This window comes from Carboxydocella thermautotrophica, from assembly GCA_003054495.1.
In the GTDB taxonomy this organism is placed as follows: Bacteria; Bacillota.
Genome location: CP028514.1, coordinates 2637501 through 2661048 on the forward strand (window position 1 = coordinate 2637501; position 23548 = coordinate 2661048).

General features: G+C 49.5%; 22 protein-coding genes and 6 tRNA genes (1 of these 28 running past the window's edge). All 28 read right to left on the bottom strand.

Annotation, left to right across the window (positions count from 1 at the left end; all coding sequences use genetic code 11):
* Positions 1–28 (bottom strand) — tRNA-Gly (locus CTH_RS13500); it reaches 48 nt to the left of the window's first position.
* 53 nt (positions 29–81) lie between these two features.
* A tRNA-Phe gene (locus CTH_RS13505) sits at positions 82–157 on the bottom strand.
* 8 nt (positions 158–165) lie between these two features.
* Positions 166–244: transfer RNA gene (locus tag CTH_RS13510), tRNA-Asp, on the bottom strand.
* Positions 245–248: 4 nt separating this feature from the next.
* Positions 249–324: transfer RNA gene (locus tag CTH_RS13515), tRNA-Val, on the bottom strand.
* A 9-nt stretch (positions 325–333) separates the two neighbouring features.
* A tRNA-Glu gene (locus tag CTH_RS13520) sits at positions 334–409 on the bottom strand.
* Positions 410–415: 6 nt separating this feature from the next.
* Positions 416–491 (bottom strand) — tRNA-Lys (locus CTH_RS13525).
* A 48-nt stretch (positions 492–539) separates the two neighbouring features.
* Positions 540–1400, bottom strand: coding sequence for an aminodeoxychorismate lyase (gene pabC, locus CTH_RS13530; RefSeq protein ID WP_078666715.1), 861 nt, complete (start codon positions 1398–1400; stop codon positions 540–542).
* A gap of 250 nt (positions 1401–1650) precedes the next feature.
* On the bottom strand, positions 1651–3318 hold the full coding sequence (locus CTH_RS13535; protein ID WP_107754199.1) for an IS200/IS605 family accessory protein TnpB-related protein: 1668 nt from the start codon (positions 3316–3318) through the stop codon (positions 1651–1653).
* A 94-nt stretch (positions 3319–3412) separates the two neighbouring features.
* Positions 3413–4951: an anthranilate synthase component I gene (gene trpE / locus CTH_RS13540; protein WP_242952077.1), complete on the bottom strand. Its 1539-nt coding sequence runs from the start codon at positions 4949–4951 to the stop codon at positions 3413–3415.
* Positions 4952–5000: 49 nt separating this feature from the next.
* Positions 5001–5312 carry a YbjQ family protein gene (locus CTH_RS13545; RefSeq protein ID WP_078666549.1) on the bottom strand — a complete coding sequence of 104 codons (312 nt, stop codon included), beginning with the start codon at positions 5310–5312 and terminating at the stop codon, positions 5001–5003.
* Positions 5313–5483: 171 nt separating this feature from the next.
* Positions 5484–6770 carry an adenylosuccinate synthase gene (locus tag CTH_RS13550; protein WP_078666550.1) on the bottom strand — a complete coding sequence of 429 codons (1287 nt, stop codon included), beginning with the start codon at positions 6768–6770 and terminating at the stop codon, positions 5484–5486.
* An 18-nt stretch (positions 6771–6788) separates the two neighbouring features.
* Complete coding sequence (gene purB / locus CTH_RS13555) at positions 6789–8081, bottom strand: adenylosuccinate lyase (protein ID WP_078666551.1); 1293 nt, start codon at positions 8079–8081, stop codon at positions 6789–6791.
* Positions 8078–9487, bottom strand: a complete 1410-nt coding sequence (locus CTH_RS13560) for an NAD(P)/FAD-dependent oxidoreductase (RefSeq protein WP_078666552.1) — start codon at positions 9485–9487, stop codon at positions 8078–8080. Before CTH_RS13560 ends, purB begins: the two co-directional genes overlap by 4 nt.
* Before the next feature lie 197 nt (positions 9488–9684).
* Positions 9685–12294, bottom strand: coding sequence for an AAA domain-containing protein (locus CTH_RS13565; protein ID WP_107754201.1), 2610 nt, complete (start codon positions 12292–12294; stop codon positions 9685–9687).
* Positions 12295–12434: 140 nt separating this feature from the next.
* Positions 12435–12620: a 4-oxalocrotonate tautomerase gene (locus tag CTH_RS13570; protein WP_078666554.1), complete on the bottom strand. Its 186-nt coding sequence runs from the start codon at positions 12618–12620 to the stop codon at positions 12435–12437.
* Between the two features lie 6 nt (positions 12621–12626).
* The gene (gene dnaB, locus CTH_RS13575; RefSeq protein ID WP_078666562.1) at positions 12627–13955 is read right to left on the bottom strand and encodes a replicative DNA helicase; all 1329 of its coding nucleotides are present in this window, start codon (positions 13953–13955) and stop codon (positions 12627–12629) included.
* A 23-nt stretch (positions 13956–13978) separates the two neighbouring features.
* Positions 13979–15898, bottom strand: coding sequence for a Lon family ATP-dependent protease (gene lonC / locus CTH_RS13580; protein ID WP_078666555.1), 1920 nt, complete (start codon positions 15896–15898; stop codon positions 13979–13981).
* A gap of 3 nt (positions 15899–15901) precedes the next feature.
* On the bottom strand, positions 15902–16354 hold the full coding sequence (gene rplI / locus CTH_RS13585; RefSeq protein WP_078666556.1) for a 50S ribosomal protein L9: 453 nt from the start codon (positions 16352–16354) through the stop codon (positions 15902–15904).
* A complete protein-coding gene (locus CTH_RS13590; protein ID WP_078666557.1) occupies positions 16355–17296 on the bottom strand; it encodes a DUF2232 domain-containing protein in 942 nt (313 codons plus the stop codon).
* 114 nt (positions 17297–17410) lie between these two features.
* The gene (rpsR, locus tag CTH_RS13595; RefSeq protein WP_078666558.1) at positions 17411–17638 is read right to left on the bottom strand and encodes a 30S ribosomal protein S18; all 228 of its coding nucleotides are present in this window, start codon (positions 17636–17638) and stop codon (positions 17411–17413) included.
* 29 nt (positions 17639–17667) lie between these two features.
* Entirely contained in the window at positions 17668–18072 is a 405-nt protein-coding gene (locus CTH_RS13600) for a single-stranded DNA-binding protein (RefSeq protein ID WP_078666559.1), read from the bottom strand.
* A 30-nt stretch (positions 18073–18102) separates the two neighbouring features.
* Positions 18103–18390, bottom strand: a complete 288-nt coding sequence (rpsF, locus tag CTH_RS13605) for a 30S ribosomal protein S6 (protein ID WP_078666560.1) — start codon at positions 18388–18390, stop codon at positions 18103–18105.
* Between the two features lie 118 nt (positions 18391–18508).
* Positions 18509–19606 carry a redox-regulated ATPase YchF gene (gene ychF, locus CTH_RS13610; protein WP_078666249.1) on the bottom strand — a complete coding sequence of 366 codons (1098 nt, stop codon included), beginning with the start codon at positions 19604–19606 and terminating at the stop codon, positions 18509–18511.
* Positions 19607–19608: 2 nt separating this feature from the next.
* Positions 19609–19803: a DUF951 domain-containing protein gene (locus tag CTH_RS13615; RefSeq protein ID WP_078666252.1), complete on the bottom strand. Its 195-nt coding sequence runs from the start codon at positions 19801–19803 to the stop codon at positions 19609–19611.
* The gene (locus CTH_RS13620) at positions 19778–20626 is read right to left on the bottom strand and encodes a mechanosensitive ion channel family protein (protein WP_107754204.1); all 849 of its coding nucleotides are present in this window, start codon (positions 20624–20626) and stop codon (positions 19778–19780) included. The genes CTH_RS13615 and CTH_RS13620 overlap by 26 nt, the downstream gene beginning before the upstream one ends.
* Complete coding sequence (locus CTH_RS13625; RefSeq protein ID WP_078666248.1) at positions 20627–21247, bottom strand: hypothetical protein; 621 nt, start codon at positions 21245–21247, stop codon at positions 20627–20629. It lies immediately after the preceding gene.
* Between the two features lie 15 nt (positions 21248–21262).
* A complete protein-coding gene (locus CTH_RS13630) occupies positions 21263–22654 on the bottom strand; it encodes an aminopeptidase (protein WP_078666247.1) in 1392 nt (463 codons plus the stop codon).
* A gap of 92 nt (positions 22655–22746) precedes the next feature.
* A complete protein-coding gene (locus tag CTH_RS13635) occupies positions 22747–23454 on the bottom strand; it encodes a CvpA family protein (protein ID WP_159071981.1) in 708 nt (235 codons plus the stop codon).
* Positions 23455–23548 lie beyond the last annotated feature (94 nt).

A 23548-nucleotide genomic window follows, 5' to 3' on the forward strand; every position in this document is an offset into this window, starting at 1 on the left:
GATGCTCTACCAGCTGAGCTACGTCCGCATCTTCACGAAACAACCATAAGCGGCTTAGGGGCCGCTGGTACACTTTGTATATGGTGCCACGGGACGGAATCGAACCGCCGACACGAGGATTTTCAGTCCTCTGCTCTACCAACTGAGCTACCGTGGCATATTTAATGGCGGAGCCGACGGGATTCGAACCCGCGACCTCCTGCGTGACAGGCAGGCATCCTAGACCAGACTAGACCACGGCTCCGCGATGGTGGGCGATGACAGGTTCGAACTGCCGACCCCCTGCTTGTAAGGCAGGTGCTCTCCCAGCTGAGCTAATCGCCCATATAGAAATGGTGACCCCTACGGGATTCGAACCCGTGTTACCGCCGTGAAAGGGCGGTGTCTTAGACCACTTGACCAAGGGGCCACATGATGGTGAGCCATGCTGGACTCGAACCAGCGACACCCTGATTAAAAGTCAGGTGCTCTACCTACTGAGCTAATGGCTCATCATGTCGTCTGACAGTTTCATATTCTACACGATGCTAGAAAAGTTGTCAACAGTTTTTCTTGAAATTTTTCAGTTCCAAAAGCAGCCTTTGGACCAGATCTCCACGTACGCCCTTTCCAATACTCTGGCCGTTTAACTCAACGATAGGCACTATTTCGCTGATCGAATTGGTAATAAAGATCTCATCAGCCTGTAAAAGCGCTTCTTGATAATATAATCCCGCCTGGATTGTTATCCCTTGCATTCTGGCCATCTCTATTACTTTTTGTCGCATTATTCCATTCAAAATACCGGTTTCCAGAGAGGGAGTGAACAATATCCCGTCTTTAAACCAGAAGATATTACTTACTGTGCCCTCGGCCACATGGTCGGTACTGGTTAGATAAACCCCTTCCTGCCAGCCTTTGCTGTTCATCTCAGGAAAGGCAAGAACTTGATTAAGAAAGTTTAATGACTTAAGTCCTGCACCAGGCCATAGTTTACCCCAGTGCCGACCCGAAAGAATACCAGCCTTAATCCCCATTTTTTGTCTCTCTTCAATATGAGCAGGTAAAGGCTTACTGTAAACAATGCAATTAGGTAGTTTACACTGGGAAAAGTCCAACCCCAGGGGCCCCTGTCCCCGGCTGACCGTAACCCGCACATATGCATCAACAAGGCCATTCGCTTTCAACCCTGCCAGCAGCCAGTTCAGCACCTCTTTTTTCTCCCAGGGAATGGGCATATGCATAACCGTTGCCTGCTGGCAGAGACGCTGCCAGTGGTCATCAAACCAGAGGGGGCGACCTGCTTCCACCCTAATAGTAGTAAACAGGCCGTCACCATAAAGAAAACCGTGGTCAAGAACCGAGATAACGGCTTTTTCCTCTTCTGTAACAGTGCCATTGATGACAAGATAGTTAGGCATGGAAAACCTGGTTCAAAAAACTTGACTGTTTTTATCTCCAGCCAAGTCGGCCCCCAGACCAGGCTTTCGCCTCCTTTCCGAATACTTGATTTGCCCCCGCGGGGCAGGGCGACAGGGGACCTCGGCCCGGGAGTTCCACCCGGACGGGAGTACTGCACCGGTTTATGCTGACCTCCCGGTGGGAGTATAACTCCGCCTCCCGCGTCCTGTTAGGACGCCTACCGGTTTCTCCGACACCGGCTAAACGGGGTCACCGTACGGACAGGGCCAATAACTTCAGGTCAGGCCAGACGGAGTTATACGCCTCCTGTTCACCAGAAAGCCTCTCCTCCAGCCGCCTCAAGCAGGCCCTGACCCTACGGGTCATCCCTTTTCCTTCCTCAGGTCTATCAGGATTAACCTTCCGGGTCAGGTTTTGCTTGATTTGCGATACCAGCTGCCTGAGTTCTTCAGTCACCCGTTCCCTGAACCCCATTGCCCGGCGTCCTATAACCAGTGCCGCCGCGCAATGCACCGAAACGGCGTAACGTTTCATATACTTCCAGTAACCTATGGTTGAAGTATGCCGGGGTGATACTAACTTGAAAGGCACCCCTTCTTTTGTCGCTCTCCGATACATTGCTCCTACCATTTTCGCAAATGGAAAATTGGAAGCCATGCGGTTAAACTTTTTATTAGTGTCCAGTCTGTCTTTGCCAAAGTTCAGGTTTTCTAAAACAATTGGTTTGCCTGAAAAGAAAGCTATATCTACCACTACTTTGGCTAAAACGCCTATCAGGTAGCTACGCCGGAAGCTGGAAGCATGGGCTAAGTCTGGTATTCTGATATAAAGAAAACCGTTCGGGTAAGGGATAACCTGAAACTCTCCTTCGTACTTGCCCAGGTTGCCGGGATAAGGAACGCTGAAACCCTCCGGCCACGGCTCCGGCTGGCCGGAAGCGCTAACGTTACACAGGGCTACCCCATCAGGGTTTGTGTCTATAGCCAGACAACCTTTAGCAAAGTCCGGTTCCTGTACCCTGACCACTTCAAATGTCAAATGTACCAAATAGCGTCCTTCCAGGGTGCGGATCAGTTCTACCGCATAGGGTAACTTCATGGCCAGCCATATCTGCACCAGTTCCCGGTGTTTTTCCGGCAGCCACAACTTGCCCTCAACCCTGGGGGCCTGGCTCATCCTGGGGCGACCAAGTTTATCTATGCCTGTCTGTTCAGAAAGGTGGGAGAGGGAAACCGCCAGGCGGAAGTCCTGTCCGTCATAAAATATCTTAATGTTGGGGTTGCCTCCCTTGCTCTCGTCTCCCCGGGAGTAGAGGCGGTTCCTGCGGGCGTGCCGCCATTTTTCACGGGCGGCCCGGCCCTGGCAGACCTTTTCCCACAACCTTCTGCCCCCAAAGACTACCTCTGGTATTGTACCCTTCTCCCGGTAATCCTTCAGTTCAGCCAGCCTTTTTGCCAGTGAAACCACCCGCTTGTTCCGCCCCTTGACTGCCAGGCGGAGCTTTTCAATAACTTCTGAAGCAGCCCCTTTTTCCTCTGCCTTCGCCAGTTTCCTCATAGCCAGGCTGAGCTTCTTCCTGGCCCGGCCCAGTTTCTCTTCTGTTTCTTCATTTTCTAACTTCAGCAGTTCTGTTTGGGAGTCCAGCAGGGCCTGTGCTTTAAGTCTGGCATCATCCGCATAGCGGGAGTTCAGCCCGAAAAGTTCTTGTCCTGACTTCTTGATTTCATGGCGGGAAGCACCTTCCAGGAGCCGGTTAAAGGCCCACCGCATACAGGCACAGAAGAGACGCATCTCCGTAGTCAGCGGGTCTTCTTCGCCCCGGCTCCACTTCGAAGACCGGTGAGCCGGGTAAATCTCCGGAAAAAACTCCCCGCACACAGTTATGCTAAATTTGTTCTTCTCGTGTTTCTTTGGCATTCCTGATCAGCTCCCCGAAACCCTGCCGGACTTTGCTGCTTCACCAATGGATAATAGTTCCATACTCTTAATGTAGCAAAACAGTTAAATACAATCAATTATAGTCTAGTTTTCTGAAGCTGCTGCTTACCTCCCTGGCAAAAAGCTCTTCTGCCAGCTCCAGAGTCTTCAGGAGCGCTTCCGCCTTTTTCAGTGACTCAAAATATTCCCGTTCCGGTATACTGTCAGCAACTATGCCTGCTCCAGCCTGAACATACGCCTTTTTACCATCTTTAATCACCAGTGTACGGATTACAATATTCATTTCCATTTCCCCAGCATAGCCAAAATAGCCGATAGAACCGGTGTAAATACCCCTTCGGGTAGGTTCCAGCTCCTCAATGATCTCCATGGAACGGATTTTGGGAGCTCCGGTAATAGTCCCGCCCGGGAAAGCTGCCCGCAAAAGATCGAAACCATCTTTACCAGGAGCCAGCCGCCCGCGCACATTGGAGACTATATGCATAACATGGGAATATTCTTCAATCACCATCAGTTCATTTACTTCTACAGTACCGTACTGGCAGACCCGACCCAGGTCATTTCTTTCCAGATCCACCAGCATAATATGTTCGGCCCGTTCCTTTTCGTTAGAAATCAGCTCCCGGGCCAGGGCCAGGTCCTCTTCCCGGTTGGCCCCCCGTCGCCGGGTACCAGCTATCGGACGGGTTTCAGCATAGCCTTCCTCGTTTATGCGTACCAGCAATTCAGGGGAGGAGCTAACAATCTGCCAATCCCCGAACTCCAGGTAAGCCATATAAGGCGAGGGATTAACCTCCCGGACAATCCGGTAGAGATTAAGGGGATGAGTGTGAATCTCCCGGCCCAGGCGGATAGATAAGTTGGCCTGAAAAATGTCCCCGGCCTTTATATATTCTTTGCACTTAACTACCATCGCTTCAAACTCTGCCTGAGTCATATTGGCTTCCGGAACAAAACTGCGCTTTAACTCCTTATTTTCCGGCAAAACTACCGCCGGTCGGGCTGGATTATTTTCCAGGTCGCGTAAAATGGCTTCGATTTCAGCCAGGGCCCAGTGATAGTCCTGTTCCAGTACATTCACAATAACTGTGAGGGTCTGCTGCCAGTGGTCAAAAACCAGCAAACGGTCTACCAGCATAAAATACGCTTCCGGCATGCCCAGGTCATCAATAGTAAGTTCCGGCATCCGTTCGAAATAGCGGCCCATATCATAGCTAATAAAACCCATAGCGCCACCGCAAAACTTGGGCAATCCAGGGTAACGTTTAGCAGGATAAAGCTTTAACAGTTGACGCAGTTCTTCATAAGGGTGGCCCTGGTATTCCCTGATAATTTGTCCATTACCATCGTAGACAGTTATCCGTTCTCCCTGGGCCCGATAGACCAGCCAGGGTTGCCAGCCCAAAAAGGAATAGCGGGCATATTTTTCCGTACCTTTACCGCTTTCCAGCAATACAGCCGGTTTCCCTTCCAGGTTCAGTTTATCCAAAGCCTGCAAAGGGCTGAGCCCATGCAAAGGTACTTTTATGCCCACTGGTATCCGGTAGCCTTTTTCTTGAAGTTTTTTAAACTCGTCCCTTGTCGGAAAAAACAAAGCAATCAGTCCTTCCACTTTATCTTGATTTCATCCTAAAAGGAAAGTGGAAGAATGTCAAGAATATTTAGAACTTGACTGCAGTCCCGCTGGCAGTAACCATCAACATGCCCTCACGGACAACTTCATAATCCAGGTCTACCCCTACTACAGCATCAGCCCCTCTGCGCCGGGCCATTTCCGCCATTTCCTTCAGGGCAATCTCCCGGGCCTCTACCAGTTTGCTTTCATAGGCGCCGGACCGGCCACCAATGATATCGGTGACACTGGCAAAAAAGTCACGAACCACATTAGCGCCCATAATGGCCTCACCGCTAACAATACCTAAATATTCGCGAATGGGTTTGCCCTCGACAGTAGGCGTGGTAGTGATAATCATATTCCTCATCCTCCTTCTCGGTGTAATTAAGTTCATTATACTGCAAGAAATCCATAAAAATCAAAAGGAAACATTCCTGGAGAAAAGAATATAACAGACTGCTCGTGAACTTTTTACAATTCCTCCCTTTAATAAAAAATTAGGACCGGCCAAAAAACCGGTCCTTAAAAATTAGTATATTTCCTGTCTTACTAAAGTCTGATTCCTTCTGGTTCCTACCCCTACGATAGATACTGGCACATCGGCCAGCTCTTCAATCCGCTGCACATAAGCTTTAGCCGCAGCGGGCAATTGTTCATAAGCCGTTACTGCCGATAGATCCTCAGTCCAGCCCGGCAGCTCTTCGTAAATAGGCTGACACTGGGCCAATTCCTTCAGACTGGCCGGAAACTCTTTCAGTACGGTGCCATCTGGTTTCTGGTAACCAACACAGATTTTCAGCACCGGCAATCCGGTCAGTACATCCAGTTTGGTCAGGGCCAGAGTATCAATCCCGCTGACCCGCACTGCATACCTCAGGATTACAGCATCAAACCAGCCACAACGGCGGGGCCGACCGGTAGTGGTGCCAAATTCATGACCAGCTTCTCGAATTTGTTCTCCCAGCTCATCCAGCAACTCGGTCGGGAACGGCCCTTCTCCAACCCGGGTAGTGTAGGCCTTGGCAATACCAATAACCTTACTGATTTTTGTAGGCCCTATCCCGGCACCAATACAGGCTGCACCAGCAATGGGATGGGAAGAAGTTACATAAGGATAGGTTCCGTGGTCCAGGTCCAGCAAAGTTCCCTGGGCCCCTTCGAATAGAACATTCTTGCCTTCTTTAATCGCTTCATCAATCAGCAGGGAAGTATCTGCCACATAGGGGCGGAGTCTTTCCCCATAGGCCAGATAGGTTTCGTAAATTTCCTCAAAAGAAAAGCCTTCCGTATGATAAACCCGTTCCAGGAGCAGATTTTTTGCCTTCAGGTTTTGTTCCAGTTTGGCAGCGAACTCCTCCCGATCCAGCAGGTCAACAACCCGTATACCGATACGGGCTGCTTTGTCCATATAGGCCGGGCCTATCCCCCGTCTTGTGGTCCCGATTTTGTTGGCACCCTTGGCTTCTTCCTCTACCTCATCCAGCTTTTTATGGTAGGGCATGATTAAATGGGCCCGGGGGCTTATCCGCAAACCCCGGGTGCTTACTCCCTGTTCAGCCAGGTAATCCAGCTCTTTTAACAACACCTGCGGGTCGATTACCACTCCATTACCAATCAAGCAGAGCTTATCAGGATAAAGAATGCCAGAGGGAATCAGGTGGAGTTTATATTCCTTATCACCAACAACAACGGTATGGCCGGCATTGTTTCCTCCCTGGTAGCGCACTACCAGCTGAGCTTTTTCAGCCAGAAAATCCGTTACTTTTCCTTTCCCCTCATCTCCCCATTGGGCACCAATCAACACTACACTTGCCATTAAGATCCACCTCCACGGTTACAGGCCCAGCCGGCCAAAAATGTAATCCACATTTTTTAAGTGGTATTGATGATCAAATAGTTCCTTCAGCTCCGCCGGAGTTAAATAGCGCCGGATATCCTCATCCAGCAAAAGTAATTCGGCAAAAGACTGTTGCTTATTCCAGGCCGCCAGCGCATTGCGCTGTACCCATTGGTAGGCCTCGGTGCGGGTAACTCCTTTGTCTATCAAAGCCAGTAATACCCGCTGCGAATAAATCAGCCCAAAAGTGCGATTGAGATTGCGCAACATGTTTTCCGGGTAAACAATCAGATTATCTATCACCCGTACAAATAAGCGCAACATGGAGTGTACCAGGGTAGTGGAATCAGGGATGATTATCCGTTCCACCGAGGAATGGGTCATATCCCGCTCATGCCAGAGGGCGATATTTTCCATTCCGGCCAGGGCATTGGCCCGCACCACCCGGGCCAACCCGGCTATCCGTTCACAGGTGATAGGATTGCGTTTATGAGGCATGGCCGAGGAGCCTTTCTGCCCTTTGGCGAAATACTCCTCTACCTCCAGTATATCGGTACGCTGTAAATTGCGAATTTCCGTGGCAAACTTATCCAGAGAGCTGGCCAGCAGGGCCAGGGCATTTAGTACCTCACCATGCCGGTCCCGCTGGATTACCTGGGTCGCTACCTGGGCAGGGGTTAATCCCAGTTTGGCTGCCACCAGTTCTTCCACCCGCGGGTCGATATTGGCAAAAGTCCCTACCGCCCCGCTCAGTTTGGCCACACTGATGCGCCGCCTGGCTTCCTGTAACCGCTCCTGATGGCGCCGCACCTCCGCCAGCCAGAGAGCCAGTTTCAGCCCAAAGGTGGTAGGCTCCCCATGGATGCCATGGGTACGGCCAATCATCAGGGTATATTTATGTTCCCGCGCTCTGCGCACCAGGACCTCTTCCAGCTTTGCCAGCTCCGTTAGAATCAGGTCCAGAGCCTCCCGAATCTGCAGGGAAAGAGCAGTATCCTTGACATCAGAAGAAGTCATACCCAGATGCAGGTATTTGGCTTCTTCACCGATTTCTTCGGAAACCGCCTGCAGAAATGCGATCAGATCATGCTGGGTTTCCTTTTCTATCTCATAAATTCGTTCCAGTTTAAATCCGGCTCTGGCCTTAATCACTTCCCAGGCTGCTGCTGGCACCTGGCCCAGTTCCACCATCGCTTCACAGGCAGCCAGTTCTACTTCCAGCCACTTCTGAAATTCCATTTCCGGTGCCCAGAGCTGTTTCATCTCCGGGGTAGTATAACGGGCTATCACGCCAGCTTTACCCCCTCTTTAGCCAGAATACTGCGGGCCGCCACAACCCCCGCTACTGATGCCTGGGCCAGGCCCCGGGTTACCCCGGCACCGTCCCCGGCAGCATACAGGTTGGTAATTTTGGTCTCCAGCTCTTTATTGAGCTGCAGGCGGGAGGAATAAAACTTCACTTCCACCCCGTACAGCAGCGTGTGGCGGGAAGCCACCCCGGGCGCAATCTTGTCCAGCGCCTGCAGCATTTCCACAATGGCTACCAGATGCCGGTAGGGGAAGACCAGGCTGAGGTCCCCGGGAGTGGCATCTTCCAGAGTGGGACGTACCAGCCCTTTACGTAACCGATCGTAAGTGGTGCGCCGGCCATCCAGCAAATCACCCAGGCGCTGCACAATTACGCCACCACCCAGCAGATTGGCCAGGCGGGCCACATATTTGCCATAAGCAATGGGCTCTTTAAAGGGCTCGGTAAAAGTTTTGCTGACCAGCAGGGCAAAGTTGGTGTTCTCCGTTTTCTTATGGGCGTGGCTGTGGCCATTGACGGTAATCAGGCCATCATTGTTTTCCGTTACTACCTCCCCATAGGGGTTCATGCAGAAGGTACGGACTTTGTCATCAAAGGCCCGGGAGTGATAGATCAGTTTGGATTCATAAATCACTTTGGTCAGGTGCTCCATCACTGCCGCCGGCAACTCCACCCGTACCCCGATGTCCACCGGGTTTACGGCCATCTCCAGCTGCAAACGCTTGGCCTCCTGGGCCAGCCATTCTGCCCCTTCCCGGCCGGGAGCTACCACCACATAGCGGCCAAAGAAAATCCGCCTATCGGCAGTTTCTACACCCTTGATCACATTATCCTCTACTACCAGGCGCTCTACCGCTTCACAGGTATGGACTTCCACCCCTTTAGCCACCAGAGCGTTTTTCATCCGCTCCAGAATCTGGCCGCAGCGGCCGGTGCCCAGATGGCGGATGGGGGCAGGAACCAGTTTTAGCTCAGCCAGCACCGCCTGGCGCTGAATTTCTTCGATAGCTTCCTCATTTTCCATTCCATAAACTTTATCTGGAGCCCCATACTCCAGGTATATACCATCTATATAGTTGATCAACTCAGCCAGTTTGCGTTCACCAATATATTGCTCCAACCAGCCGCCCACCTCAGTGGACAGGGTCAATTTGCCATCACTGAAAGCACCAGCTCCGCCCCAGCCGCAAACAATGGAACAGGGTGAGCAATGGACGCATTTGATGCTCTTTTCCTTGGCCGGGCAGGTACGTTGCGGAATGTCCCGTCCCTTTTCGATGATGAGGATTTTCAGTTTTTCTTCCCCTCTGGCTACCAGTTCCAGGGCAGTAAAGATACCGGCCGGACCGGCACCTATGATGATAACATCATAGTGGTTGCGGACCATGGCAAGTCCCCCTTTTCCCGTAGTTTTTACTCATTGACACAAAAATAACCCAAACAACCACCTTCTGGCTGTTTGAGTGAGCACGGTCATAACCAAAATAATATTAGCATCTATACGGGAAAAAGTCAATTAAATCCGAATAATTATTTTGTATACAGAGATTAATGTTCGGTAATGCTCCCTTGCTAATAGGAATATCACCATAGTGAGTTTATGTCCAATCGCTTTCCACAACCACGGCATTCAAGATAAGGTCCAAACTTACCTTTTTTTGCCTCAAAAAAAGACAGACATGTTTTGCATTTTAAATTTGTATGTTCTAAGTATTTTTTTAATAACCGAACAGTGATCTTGTTATGTTTACCGCAAAAAGTACAAACCAGAACAATTTTATTGTTATATATTAACTGTGGTATTACCTGTTTACCACACTGAGAACAATTTGCCCAAATTTCAACATATTTTTTTAAGGAGTATGCAGGTTTTACTACAAGCTCCCTTGCTAGAGCACCTTCCTTTGTTACAGCAATTTCCCTTTGTACAGAAAAATTGTTATCGTATATGCCTAAAAAATTAACCAGCAGTTTGGCCGCCCGTGGAGAGCAAGCTTTAATAACCAATTTTGTCGGATGCAACTTTGGAGCTCCATATATAATTATTTTACGATCTATAATTATAAAACTGGCAACACAGTCTCTTTGGATATTAATAAATTTGATTCCGGTTATCTTTTCAGGTTCATTGGTTAAAATATAAATACTTAATTTCTTTTCCAAATCTTCTAGTACTACCCGTAAATTTTCTTTTAATGTATTAGGATTTGGTAAAAAAATAATTATTTCATTTTTTGCTTTCATTATTTCTTTAATCCAAACTTCTTCTTTCGTATCTATATACCACTCTATTCCTTGTATCTGCTCTCCCTTTAAGATTTCTTTAATATTTAACCAATTAATTACCTCGCCATTTTTCATTATATAAAAAATTAATTTTAATGTAGGGTTATTTTGATTTAGCTGACTTCTTAAAAAATTGGTATCAGCTATGTTTATTAATTTACCCCTTGCCCTTGTAACCGCTACATTAACTAATCTGTCTGTTTCGTGCCCATTTATTAAAATGCTTGCTTTTTTCTGCGGAAAACTTTCAACTACGTCATAAATGATTATATCCCGTTCTGATCCTTGGAATTTGTGTACCGTAGCTGCAATTATCCTTTTTCCCTTGTCCTGCTGAATATCAGGAAGTAAATCCAAAAGAAGAGCAGAAACTAACCGTGCTTGAGCATTAAAGGGTGAAATATATCCTATCGAAATATTTTGCTCTTTTGTAGCCTTAATTATTAAAAATATGGATAAAAATGCCGAAAAAACGTTAAACCGCGACACTTTATCCCACTCTCTAAAGCCATATGCGCCTAAATTATCTAAATCTATTAAAACTAATGCGTTGCCAGGAAATGGTTTTGAATTTGCAATGGATTGTTTAGATTTTACCGACCTATGATTTGCTAGTTTATCATCATAAAAATTTTTACTGGCAAAATAAGCAATATCCTTATGCATCCTGCGCTGTTCAACCAGCATAACCATATTAGGATGTTTGCCTTTTTCTTTTAAGGCCTTAACTATTCCCGCCTGTTCAAAAATATCTCTTTTCAACCAGCGCTCTATTAATTCGTGTTGTCCTATAGCTATGGGCGGTAATTGTTTAAAATCCCCGCACACAACAACAGATTTTTTAGCTAGAGAAGCAGCAAAAACGACATACGGAATATATGCCATACTAGCTTCATCAACTATTACGACGTCAAATTTTCTATTATAAATTAGACTATTTAAAGCTGCCTTAGAAAGAGTAACTCCTAAGACTTGAGCTTTATTAATATATTCATCTTCCAATAATCTAATATTTTTTCTTATTTCCTTCAATTTATCTTCTATAATTGCCAGTTTTTCTTTTTCATCTTTTGTAGCATTTCCGGATTTAACTTTTTTTCTTAAATATTGCTGTTCATGAAATAGTTTTTCTTTTTCTTTTTTCAGCTTAGGATACTTATGCTCTACTAATTGGGAGGCCGTAATAATTGCGTCGCCTTTCAGTAATTCCGGGAGTTTAGGAACTCCAAATCTAACTATTTTGCCAGGTGTCCACACATTTTTTTGTTGCTCATATATTTTATAAACCAAACCATCGACAGCTGCGTTACTATGGGAAAGCAATAAGACCGTACAATTTTTCGATATACAGTAATCTGTTACTTTTGCTAAATTATAAGTTTTGCCAGTACCTGGAGGCCCCCATATGTATGTAGTTTTGTTATAATAAGCACGAGCTGCCAATTCGGTTTGAACATTCTTAAATTGTAAATTTTGATATATATCATTATCTAAAATATTTTTGCCATCACCGTACAATACCAATCTGCATAACCCATTTTTTTTCGAGTTTATAATATTTTGTAGCCTGTTTTTTAATTCTTTAAGAATATTCCAAGGTTCACAATATAACTCTGCCTCTTCTACTACATCCCCAATATAATCTGAAAGCTCTATTGTAATATCAAAACCCTCTATTGCTAATACTTCACCATATACAGTCTTATTTTTATATACTAATCTTACAGGACTTCCATCAGGTAAGGTTATTTCATCTGCTAATAAAAACTGATAAGTATAACATTGATTTGTTTCTTTTAGAAACTGCCCATCATTAATACGATATTTTGCCCCTTTTTGTTGAAGTTGAGAGATCTCCAAATCAAGCGCTTTAATCATTTCATAAACATCTTTTCTAAAATCACTCATCTCCGCTTCCCCCTGAACAAATTAAATAAATAAATTAAATCTATATGTATATTTTACCATTTTATATTCTTAATGGCAACTATTGTAATATCAATTACTAAAAAAGAGGACTGTCTACAATCTTAGACAGTCCCCTCTCTTTACCGGTCGCAGCGCAGCACCCCTGCTTCTCCCAGGTGTTCCGGCTTCATTTCCCGCAGGATGATTTTCACCGCTTCCGGCGGGCATTTGGCGGTTTCCACAATAGCTTCAGTTACTCGCTTGACCAGTTCCCGCTTTTGTTCCAGAGTTCTACCTTCCAGCATATCAATTTGCACGATTGGCATTTAACATCACGCTCCCTGTCTTTCTAAATTAACAAATTTGGTGAACTCATTGAGAAAGCCCAGTTCCACACTGCCGACCGGGCCATTCCGGTGCTTGGCGATGATAATTTCGGCAATCCCCTTTTTCTCAGTATCGGGATTATAGTATTCCTCCCGGTAAATAAAAGATACGATATCCGCATCCTGCTCAATAGCACCGGATTCCCGCAGGTGGCTGAGGTTGGGCCTCTTATCATGGGTTTGCTCCACCGCCCGGCTCAACTGGGAAAGGGCGATTACCGGCACATTCAGCTCCCGGGCCAGCCCCTTGAGGGCGCGGGAGATCTCGGAAATCTCCTGCTGGCGGCTTTCACTGCGGCGGCTGCCCTGCATTAACTGCAGGTAATCGATGATAACCAGGCCCAGGCCGTGCTCTGCCTTCAGGCGCCGGCATTTGGCCCGCATTTCCAGCACCGAAATGCCCACAGTATCATCGATGAAAATCGGGGCCTGGGCCATAGGACCAACGGCCCGCACCAGGCGGGGCCAGTCCTGTTCCGTCAGTTGACCGGTGCGCAAACGATGCTGGTCCACCATGGCCTCAGAACAGAGCATCCGCTGCACCAGCTGTTCCCTGGACATCTCCAGGCTGAAAATGGCTACCGGTATACCCGCCTTAATGGCCGCATGCTGGGCAATATTGAGACAGAAACTGGTTTTGCCCATGGCCGGCCGTGCTGCCACGATGATCAGATCTGAGGGTTGCAGGCCGGAAGTCAAGCGATCCAGATCGATAAACCCGGTGGGAACCCCGGTCACATCTCCCTTGTTCTGGTAAAGATACTCAATGCGGTCGAAGGTTTCCATCAAAATCTCATGCATGGTAGCAAAGGTGCGGCTGGCCTTGCGCTGGGAAAGGTCATAAATCATCTTTTCCGCCTGCATTAAAATTTCCTCAGCTTCAGCCTCACCTTCATAACCCAGCTGAGCAATGCGGGTGGCTGCGGAAATCAGGGCCCGCAGCAAGGACTTTTCCCTGATAATGCGGGCATAGTATTCCACATTGGCGGCAGTGGGCACGATTCCACTCAAGGTGGCTATATAGGCGGCACCACCCACTTTATCCAGCTGACCGCGCTGTCGCAGTTCTTCGGCTACAGTGATAATATCCACCGGTTCACTGCGGTCGGCCAGGTCACAAATGGCCTCAAAAATCAGGCGATGGGCATCCCGGTAAAAATCCTCGGCCCGGATGATTTCCATAGCTTTAAAAACTGCTTCCTGGTCCAGCAGCATTGAACCCAGCACTGATTGTTCCGCATCCAGGTTATGGGGTGGAACTCTGTCCATTGCCAGAGACACTCTCCCCGCCTCCTCCACTATTGCAGCACACACATTAACTCAATAACTTCCTCGATAGTTTCCACTGCTCTTACCTGACAGTCCGGAACAGCAGCCGGAATATCTTTTTCATTTTCTTTCGGCACCAGCACCATTTTCATCCCGGCCTGGCGGGCACCATAGATTTTTTCCGGTATGCCTCCTACGGGCTTGATTTTCCCCTGGATGGAGATTTCCCCGGTCAAAGCCCGGTCCTGCCAGATCGGACGGCCAGTGATGGCACTGTATATAGCCAGGAATATAGCGGCACCCGCCGAAGGTCCGTCAATGTTGCCACCACCGACCACATTGACGTGGAGATCATAATTATGCAGGTCATCGCCCGTTAGACGGCGCAAGACCGCTGCCGCATTGAAAACCGAATCCCTGGCCATGGAACCGGCCGTTTCATTAAAGCGGATTACCCCTTCCCCGGGTTTACGGGCCGGGAAGGCGGCGGCTTCGATTTCCAGCACCGAACCCACAAAACCGGCCACCCCCAGGCCAAAGACCCGCCCAATCTCGGCAGCAGCTTTGGCCTTAACCTGAACAAAAGGCGTAAGCCTGCTGATGCGGGCCATTTCATAAATATCTTCCAGGGAGATTACAACCCGTTCGCCCTGCTGGCCTCCCTGACGGTATAGCACCATGGCATAGGCATCAGCCAGCAGGTTAATGGCTTTACGGCCCTCGATGGTATACTGGGCAATGGCTTCCGCAACCCCGGGAGCCAGTTCTACCTGCAGCTTGCTGGCAGCATTTTCTACAATGGTAATAATGTGAGCCGGTGTTAGCGGCTCAAAGAAAATTTCCGCACAGCGGGAACGCAGGGCCGGATTGATCTGGGAAGGATCCCTGGTAGTCGCCCCGATGAGGATAAAATCCGCCGGAGCCCCTTCTTCAAAAATCTTGCGAATATATTGTGGTACCCCCGGGTCATTGGGATCATAGTAACTGGAATCAAAGTGAACCCGTTTGTCCTCCAGCACCTTCAACAATTTGTTTTGCAAAAGAGGATCCAGTTCCCCTACCTCATCAATAAACAGAACTCCCCCATGGGCCTCTGTAACCAGACCCAGTTTGGGTTCCGGTACTGCACTTTCCGCCAGATCCCGGCGGGCCCCCTGATAAATAGGATCATGCACTGAGCCCAGCAAGGGGTTGGTTACTTCCCTGGGATCCCAGCGCAGAGTAGTACCATCCACTTCCACAAAGGGGGCATCGGCCTGAAAAGGAGAAGAAGCAACCTTTTTGGCGGCTTCCAGAGCCAGCCGTGCCGCCGTGGTTTTACCCACTCCAGGCGGTCCATAGAGAATGATATGTTGAGGAAAAGGAGAAGCCAGTTTGGCCACCAGGGCAGCCACGGCCTGGTCCTGGCCCACGATTTCCGTAATCTCAGCTGGCCGCAACATTTCCATGGCGGAGCGGGCCAGGCGCTTTTTCTCCATTGCCTCCAGCTCCTCCAGCTTTTTTAAAGTTGCTCCTGTTTCCGGGCCCTGGTTTTCCTTCAAAACCTGCATCCGGATTTCCTGCAGATATTCCTCATGTCTTTCCTGCATTTTTTCCGATACCCGCCGTTCAATCCTTTCTTCCACCGCCTTGCGAGCCAGCAGGTCTGCCAGTTCCTCTTCAACACGAGCCAGAATTCCCGGAATTTCCTCCGGTACAGGCAGGCGTTCCAGGCTGGGGCTATCGAAAGTCAATCTTTCCAGGCCCAGTACCCGCTCGGCCAGATTTTCTGAACGCATCAAATGCAGGGCATCCACTTTTCCAGCCTTCATCACCAGGCGGTCAGTACCATAGATACTGGCCAACAGAGAATAGAGAGCTGCCACCTGTTTGGCCAGCTGTTCCTCTTTGCCCTCCATAGAATCCACATTTTTAGATTTTGCAATAAACTTGTTAAAAAGGCTTTTCATGGATTATTTCCCCTCTGCTATAACTTGCACCATAAACTTGACTGTTACTTTCGGATGAATTCTGGCTACTACCTGATAGCTCCCCAGAGTTTTAATATTTTCCGTAAGCTCCAGCTTCTTCTTATCCACTTTTAATCCATAATTTTTTTCCAGCACTTCGGCAATATCCTTATTGGTAATGGAGCCAAACAAGCGGCCTCCTTCCCCTGCCCTGGTCTTAATTACAACCGTAGTTTCCGCCAGTTTGGCTCCCAGAGCACGGGCTTCCTCCTCCAGGCGCTGTTGTTTTCTCTGTTCAGCGGCTTTCTTTTCATCCAGGGATTTCAACGCACCAGCGGTTGCTTCCACCGCCAGCCCCCGGGGGAAAAGGAAATTGCGGGCATAGCCCTCTGAAACCTCTACAATTTGACCTTTATTACCAAGTTTTTTTACATCCTGCTGTAAAATGACTTTCATCTATGATTTCCCTCCTGTCAGCAATTTTTGACGCCAGCCAAAACCCAGATCCAGAAGACCGATCAGGGCAAACAGCGGTAAATAAATTACTCCCACAAAGAATAAGGAGAGGATAAAAAGCAGACGCAAAAGCGGATTCCAGTAAGGCAAAGTCAAACTAACCAAACCCCAGCCATTGAGGAGGCCCAGGCAAGCACCCAGCCAGAGACTGTTGGCACCCAGAATATTTATCCCCTCAGCCCTGGGGCCCAGCAGTAAAAGCATAAGACCGAGGATAGCCAGCCAGATTAAGTACCAGGGCAGGTTCCAGTATCGTACCGGTACAGGTAACAGCCGGTTTTCTCGCGCCCCCAGTTGCTTGCCGGCAAAGTATGCACTTGTCCAGGCAGAAAGCAATGTAAAGGTTAGTTGCTGCCCTGGAAGCAGGATTACGCTCCAGTACAGCATTTTTTTCGTCTCCTCAGTAAGCATGGCCGTGGCGGGTTGTCCATACATACGGGCCACCAGCTCTGTAATCTGGTGGACTTCCCGGCTTAGTTCCTTATATAGAAAGGCAAGCTGGGCTTGCCAGATCTTCCAGCTCCAGATAATAGAAATCAGATCCCAGAGAAAAAAGAGCAAAGCCAGGGCCCCTGCCATTCTGGCCCAGCCCCATTGCCGGCTGCGTACCATTTGTCCGGTAAATAGGGTTAAGCCAAAAAAACCGGCAAGATAGAACAGATTAGCCCAGTCCAAATTACCAGTAAGCCAGGCCGTTAATGCCATCACTGCCAGCAATGCCCCGGTGCCTGTTAGCAGTTGCGGTAAGGGGCTGTCCACCGCCAGCATTAATAATGGCACCAGCCAGAAAAATTGCAACAAAGTCATCGCTGCAGGCCAAATTATTATCAGTAGAGCCAGTACACCCTGCAAAAACCAGAGCTTCAGCTTGTTTTTATCCATTCCTTACCTCCGCCTGTTTTTCCGAATAAAAGACTAAGTTCGCCATCAATCGGATAATTCCTTTTTTCTGATTAAAAAGGGGAGCAAAATCCCTTTGCTCCCCTTGAGTCAGTTTCACTCCGCAGTAAACGGCAATAAAGCCATAATCCGTGCCCGCTTGATAGCCACAGTCAGCTGGCGCTGGTGTTTGGCACAGTTGCCGGAAATCCGCCGGGGTAAAATCTTGCCCCGTTCGGTGATATATTTGCGCAGTCTATTCAGGTCTTTATAATCAATGGCCTGAACCTTGTCCACGCAGAAACTGCAGACGCGTTTTTTGCCGCGTTTCCGTTCCCGACGCATCGTTTTCCCTCCCTTACCGAGCTTCAGTTTTAAAAGGGCAAGCCCTCATCTCCGTCCGCGAAATCATCAAAAGGCGGTTCGCCATGAAGGTCAGAACCAGGCCCTCTGCCTCCTTCTTTCGGACTTAAAAAGCGTACATTTTCTGCCACTACTTCAGTCATGTATTTCCGGGTTCCGTCCTGTCCCTCAAAGGAGCGAATTTCCAGACGGCCGTCCACTGCCGCCAGTTTCCCTTTGCTGAGATATTTGCTGCAATTATCTGCCTGTGGGCCCCAGACCACCACATTGATGAAATCTGCTTCCCGCTCTCCGGCCTGGTTCTTGTACGGCCGATCAACTGCCAGAGTAAATCTGGCCACAGCTCTACCTGTATTGGTATATCTCAGCTCCGGGTCCCTGGTCAGGCGCCCAATGAGAATAATCCGGTTCAACACGGTTAAAACACCACCTTTAAACCATCACCCTTAGGCATCAACCCGTACGATCAAGTGCCGGACGACTTCGTCGGTAATTTTCAGAACCCGTTCCACCTCAGCAGCTACAGGAGCTTCGGCTTTGAAATTGCAGAGGACATAATAGCCCTCCCGCATTTTGTTGATTTCATAAGCCAGCTTCCGCTTGCCCCAGCGATCCAGAGCGGTGATTTCGCCACCATTGTTTTTGATCAGGTTTTCGAATTTTTCCACCACACCATTGATCGCTTCATCGGTAAGGTTGGGGTTGATGATAAACATCAACTCATAAGCGCGCATTCCTTTCACCTCCTCCCCACGGACTAAACGGCCCTACCTCCAGGATAGAGCAGGGATGATGGGCCCAGAGGCCTCATTTGGTAATTATACCAGATAATCTTGGGTTTGACAAGCATAATTAGACATTAAACCGGAAATAGACTACATCCCCATCCTGCATTACATACTCTTTTCCCTCCAGGCGTACCAGCCCTTTTTCCCGCGCCGCCGCCTGGCTGCCCGCAGCCATCAGGTCAGCAAAGGCTACCACCTCAGCCCGGATGAAGCCGCGTTCAATATCGGAATGGATTTTACCAGCTGCCTGGGGAGCTTTAGTGCCCCGGGTAATAGTCCAGGCCCGTACTTCCTGAACCCCGGCAGTAAAGAAAGTTATCAGCCCCAGCAGTTTATAGGCAGCCCGAATCAAGCGATCCAGTCCCGATTCCTCCAGACCCAGGGCTTCCAGAAAAGGTCCTTTTTCCTCTTCCGGCAGTTCAGCAATTTCCGCCTCAATCCTGGCGCAAATGGTTACCACCTCTGCACCTTCCTGAGCAGCATAATCCCGTACCTTTTGCACCAGCGGCAAATCCTCCCTGGTCAGGTCATCTTCCGCCACATTGGCGGCATATAAGACCGGTTTGGCTGTCAGGAGGTTCATCTCTTTCAAAACAGGCTGTTCTTCCTCACTGACTTCCACTGTCCTGGCACATTGGCCGGACTCCAGAGTCTCCTTAAGCCGGGTGAGAAATTCCACTTCCTGCTGGTATTTCTTCTCCCCGGTTTTTAACATTTTACGGGTGCGCTCCAGACGGCGTTCCACGGTTTCCAGGTCAGCCAGAATCAGCTCCATATTGATAGTATCAATATCGCGAATCGGGTCTACCTGCCCATCCACATGGGTTATGTTTTCATCTTCAAAACAGCGCACGACATGGATAATGGCATCCACTTCCCTGATATGGGAAAGAAACTTGTTGCCCAGTCCCTCTCCTTTGCTGGCTCCCCGCACCAGACCGGCAATATCCACAAACTCCACAGTAGTAGGCACAACCCGCTGGGGTTTAACCATTGCCGCCAGCTGCTCCAGCCGGGGATCAGGTACTTCTACTACCCCTACATTGGGATCAATAGTACAGAAAGGATAGTTGGCTGCTTCCGCCCCTGCTTTGGTAATTGCATTAAACAGGGTGCTTTTGCCCACATTGGGCAAACCCACGATGCCACAAGCTAATGCCATTTTTATTCAGCACCTCTTTCTATAAACTTCTTGATCGCTTTTTCCAGTTTAACCCGTTCCAGCCAGACCTGGTGGTTACAGCCCAGGCATTTCAGCCGGCAATCCGCCCCCAGGCGCAAAATCTGCCAGCGGTTGCTGCCACAGGGATGGGGTTTTTTTAATTCTACAATATCACCCTCGAGCAGTTTCAACACCATAGGGCCGGTTCTCCTCCTTCGTCAGTCCGCTCATAAACATCACCTGTTTGGGGTAGGGAATTTCCACCCCTTCCGCATTGAAGGCTTCCATCACCCGCCGTCGCAAAAGCCTTTCGATCTGAAATTGTTCCATAGGCCGTACCCGGGCAATGATGCGGATTACCACTTCCGATGGACCGAAGTTCTGCACCCCTAGCACCTGCGGCCCACTGACAATCAATTCCTTCTGTTCCTCTGCTACTTGCTGGCACACCCGTTCCAGCAAAGTTAATGCCCGGTCCAGGTCTTCTTCATAGGCAATGGGTACATCCACCGTAGCCAGCAGTGGACCGCGGTGGAAATTGGTGACCTGGTTAATTTGGCCATTGGGGATAATATGCAGCTGTCCACCGGCGTCCCGGATCTTGGTCACCCGTAAGCCCATATCTTCTACAAAACCCTGGACTCCGGCGGTTGAGATATATTCCCCTACAGTATACTGGTTTTCCAGGATAATAAAAAACCCGGTAATCACATCCCGGACCAGGTTCTGGGCACCAAAACCCACTGCCAGACCGGCAATTCCCGCTCCGGCCAGAATGCTTCTGGTATCAAAACCGATGCGGTCCAGAATATTAATAATAACAAAGAAAATAACACTGTATTTTACCAGACTGTATAAAATCCCCCGCAAGGTCAAAGCCCGGCCTGAGCCCTTGATAAAGCGATTGATGCCAATGCGGCTCAGCCGTATGACCACCCAGGCACCCGCCAGGGTTAGCGCTATTGCCAGCCACATGTCCCAATTAGTTACCCACTGCACGAACCTTCCCCAGAAATTCACCTATCCCACCTCCTGCAACCGCGCCAGCCAGCTGCGGCGCAAACTATTGTCAGGTTGCTGTTCTATCCAGGGTAATAACCACTCCTTTGCCTGGCAGGGCCACTGGTTGCCCTGCCGGCTGGCCCATTGCCAGATCTCCTCTGCTCGCTGCCAGTCCGGTTTTTGTTGCCAGTAATCCACCAGCAAAACGGCATAACGGTCATCCCCGTAAGCTGCTGCCAGGGAATAAAAGGCGGGACTGAGGGGAAGACCTGCTTTTTGCCAGTTCTGCAACCAGTCCAGGGCCAAACCGGCCCGGCCGGCCCAGTCCAACAAGCGACTTTGCCCCAGCTTGTCGGTGTAAGGCAACCTGGACCAGAGGATTGCGGCTAATTCCTCCCGTCCGGGAAAGGCCAGCAAAGCTTCCATGGCTTCTAAAGCCTGCAAGGGGTCTTTACCGCAAAGCATGGCCAGAACCGGTTCCAGACCGGCCAGATCCCCCTGACCCAGCAGGGCCAGGGCAGCTTGCCTTTGCTGTCTTTCACTGCCTGTCTGCAGTAGTTGCCGCCAGTCAGGTTCCGGCGGGTTTACCGTTTCCGATTTCTTCTGACCCTGCCACCATTTTTTCAGCCAGTCCCACATGGGCTTTACCTCCTGTTACTGGCCTGCTTTACGGTAAAACGCCTTGTAGCCTTCATAAGCAGCAAATATATCTACCTTGCTGGCAACCTCAAAAGGTGAATGCATAGAAAGCAGAGCTACACCGCAGTCCAGCACATCCATTCCCGTTTCAGCCATGAATTTGGCAATGGTGCCACCACCGCCTACATCTACTGCGCCAAGCTCTCCCACCTGCCAGGGCACATCGGCCTCGGAGAAAATTTGCAAAACCCGGGCCACAAATTCGGCATTAGCATCACTGGTACCGCTCTTGCCGCGCGCCCCCGTGTACTTGGTCACCACCAGTCCCTGCCCCAGACGGGCAGCATTATATTTGTCCACTACGCCTTCAAAGTTGGGGTCTACCGCCACACTGACATCGGCGGAAAGGGCCCGGGAATTGGCCAGTGCCCTTCGGAGCAGAATTTCATTGTAAGGCTGGCTCTGGGCATTGATCAGTTCTGCCACCATATTAGCAAAAAAAGCTGCCGTCATCCCGGTATTGCCGGTACTGCCGATTTCCTCTTTATCCACCAGCAAGGCTACAGCTGTATATTCCGGAGTTTCCGCCAGGTCCCGCAAGGCAGCCCAGGCTGTCCAGGCACAAACCCGGTCATCCTGACCAAAACCGCCGATCAGGCTGCGGTCCAGGCCCACTTCCCGCGCCGGACCAGCCGGGACCGCTTCCAGTTCCGCCCGGGCAAAATCCTCAGGTTCGATACCATACTGCTCCTTTAAAATCTTGAGCAGGGCAGCCTTGACCCTTTCCTTGGCCTCCTTATCTTCACAGGGAATGCTGCCTACCAGCAAGTTCAGCCCTTCGCCACTGATCACCTCTGCTGCCTTTTTCTCCATCTGTTTGGCTGCCAGATGCGGCAACAGGTCAGTGATGGTGAATACCGGGTCTTCTCCTTTTTCCCCGATAACTATCTGCAGGCGCTGTCCACTGCGGGTAAAGACCACGCCATGTAAAGCCAGAGGCAGAGCTACCCACTGATATTTTTTAATACCACCATAATAGTGGGTTTTCAGCCAGCCCAGTTTTTCCGCTTCATAGAGGGGATTGGGCTTTAAATCCAGCCGCGGCGCATCCAGATGGGCACCGATGATATTCAGTCCCTTTTCCAGGGGCTGCTGGCCGATAATAGCAGCAATAAAGGCTTTTTCACGGTAATTTAAATAAACCTTGAGTCCAGGCGTAACCTTTACTTCCCCGTTCATGACCAGGGCCAGGGGCACAAACCCGGACTGCACAGCTTCAGTTTCAAGATAAGCAACTGCTTCCCGTTCAGTTTTCCCTTCGGTTAAAAAACGAAGATATTCCTGATTGACCTGCTCAATCTGTTGCCTTTTATCAGCGTATATGTCCCAGGCATTGGCAAAATCCATGTTCTTCACCCCATTATAAATTTGTTTTCTGGCAACAATACTATTCTATCCCAAAAAGACCAGAAAAAAAAGACGGAACCCTCGATTCCGCCTTAAAATCCCCCGAGAAATTGTTTGAGGTTATTCAAAATCATTGAACTATTTACTGCTTTAAAGAATTCTGCCAGAGCGCCTGTTTTTTCCTGAGCAACCAGGGGCGCCATGGGAGCCAGTACCAGCAAAAAGATGGCCAGCCCCAGGGTGCTTTTGGCCAGGCCAGCAGCTCCGCCAGCCAGCCGATTGATTAACCCCAGGGGGGTCGCATCCATCAGCTTGCCCAGCATCCTGGCAGTAAGGCGGACAAGAGCAGTCACCCCGATAAACAGCAAGCCAAAAGCTATCCCTTCCACCAGGGCCAATCCCACCATGCGATACACCGCTTCCGCCGCATTGTGAACCAGAGGATCCTGAGTGGCCTGGCCCAGCTGAGCCAGCAAGTGTTCAAATTGTCCTTTGGCCGCCGGGTCCTTGACCAGCTGGTTAATGGCGGTCTGCATGGTGGAGGTGGAAATTTTTGCTGCCGGCAGGGCATATAGCTCCCGGGGTACCGGCAGGATTTTTTGTAACAGGGCCAGCCAGGCAGGACTGTCTTTCCACTGCTGAAAGAGCATATTTCCCAGTTGCCGGTAATAGAGAAAACCGGCCAGCATCCCCAGTCCATAACCAACCAGCCCGGCCAGAGTTTGTAAAAAGCCGCGCCGCAGGCCCTGGATCAAACCATAGAGCAGAAAGATTGCCAAAATGATATCTAACCAGTTCAAAGGCCTCACTCCCATTTTATTGGATGAAGTTATATTCGTTTTCAAACGGTGTAACTCCTGCTTTTTTCAATCCATGTTTTACTACATTTTCTTA